This is a genomic window from Shewanella sp. SG41-4, assembly GCF_014164505.1.
Taxonomy (GTDB): Bacteria; Pseudomonadota; Gammaproteobacteria; order Enterobacterales; family Shewanellaceae; genus Shewanella.
In genome coordinates this window covers 1-1,871 of record NZ_JACJFI010000511.1, presented here as the reverse complement: position 1 = coordinate 1,871, position 1,871 = coordinate 1, and the positions used below count along the sequence as shown (strand labels likewise).

At 34.8% G+C, this 1,871-nt stretch carries 1 protein-coding gene; it reads right to left on the bottom strand.

What is annotated here, in order from left to right:
- On the bottom strand, window positions 1-1,871 hold a 1,871-nt coding region (locus H5202_RS21705; protein ID WP_182773870.1), incomplete at both ends, for a diguanylate cyclase domain-containing protein.

Sequence of the window (1,871 nt, the reverse complement as noted above, 5' to 3'; positions counted from 1 at the left end):
TATAATGATTTAAATGGCTAAAGGCTGAATAATTTATCCCAAAGTTATCAATAGCAATTTTTATCCCCAATGCTTTTAACCTAGTGAGATTAACTAACACTTTTTTATCTTTCGCAAGCAGCGGAGCCTCTGCAATTTCGAATATAATTTTATAAGGTGGTGTTTCATATTGCTCCATTAAAGACGAAACTTCTGCTACAAAACCATCATTAAACAGCTCTCGAGATGAAATATTGATAGCAAGTGTACCGTCAAACCCTTGCATACTCTGCAGATTTGCCAGCTTATTCAATGCTTCATTAATGACCCATAAATCAATTTTTGTAATCAGATCACTTTGCTCTGCTATCGAAATAAACTTATCAGGACCAATGCCTTTCTTCTCTAACTCTGGGGCCCTTAGCAATACCTCAAAACCTTTTACCTCAAGTGTTTCAGTTTCGAAGTATGGTAAATAAACCAGATACAAGGAGTTTTGACGTAACGCTTTTGATACCTCAGAATCAATATATTTCTGCTCTTTTAATTGATTATCTAACGAGTCGTCATAAGTACAATAACTATTTTTCCCCGCTTTTTTTGCAGCATACATGGCACTATCAGCTTGCTGTAAAAATGCATCAGCTTTATGTTTGTTACCAAACTGGAATGCAATTCCAATACTGGCATGAACATCATAAGTTTTGCCGTCAGCCTCAAACCCCAAATCAAACAATCCAACAATGCGTTGAGCTATCGCTTCTAACTCTTCTGCATTAGGCAGTCCTTCAAGCAATACCACAAACTCATCACCACCTAATCGCGCGATACATTGATATTGTTGTTGTTTTTTTGCGCGATCGATTTTTCTTAACGAATTTGTCAACCTGTTAGCAAAGTTAACTAAAACACGATCGCCGGCCTCGTGGCCAAAATTGTCATTAACGTATTTAAAATTATCTAAATCGATAAACAGCAAACCTAACGTGTTAGTCTCAGCCGTACACGAGTCGAGTTTATTATCTAGTTCTCGGTTGAAGTATGCTCTATTAGCAAGGCCTGTTAACTCATCATTGTTGGCTAACTGCTGAATACGTTCAATTAATGCAAGATAACTATTATTGAGTTCTGCAACTTCATCGTTAGTATTTAGCGGTATAAGTGAATCACTATTACCTTTCTGTACCCCATTAACACCTTCTGCCAATTCAGTTATTGGCCGGATAATTTGTCTATATATCAACAAATGCAAAATAAAGTAACAAAATAAAGATAATGCCAGAGCGCCTAATCCAATTTTGATTTTTAAATTCATTAATGATGAGTTAAAAAACGCTTTTTTTAGATTGATGTTCACAATTCCATCAAATACTTTTACCGTAAAACGATATGAATCTACGCCTTCAATTTGTTCTACGACAATACTATTATTAAGCGTTTTCTCTGTTAAAGGATGTGTAAACATTTCAACTGAAAGGTATTCTTGATACTGACTAATCTCTTGATTAAATAGATTTTTAAGATAATTCGGTTTTAACCTAGTTTGAATAACGACTAAATCGTTAGTGTAATTATATAAAGGTTGTGACACTAAAAGATAAGGTGAAAAAATTCGAAATAACTGGATCTCATCAGACTCAGTCTCTGTGGCGGTAATTTGGTAGTAGTGAGCAAATATCCGTTGACGATTCTTACTTGCAATAGCGTTGTTTATTTTGTTGATTAAAAAATGTGTTGGACCTGTTACTGAAGCATCGGCAAAAGGATCTTCAAAATTGATGTAAGTGATAGGCTTTTCACGTAAATTAAAAATAGCGATGTCTTGAATAGACTTACTGTCACTCGATTTAATCAACCGGTCTAAAAACTGCGCACTCACTCTAATATCAATT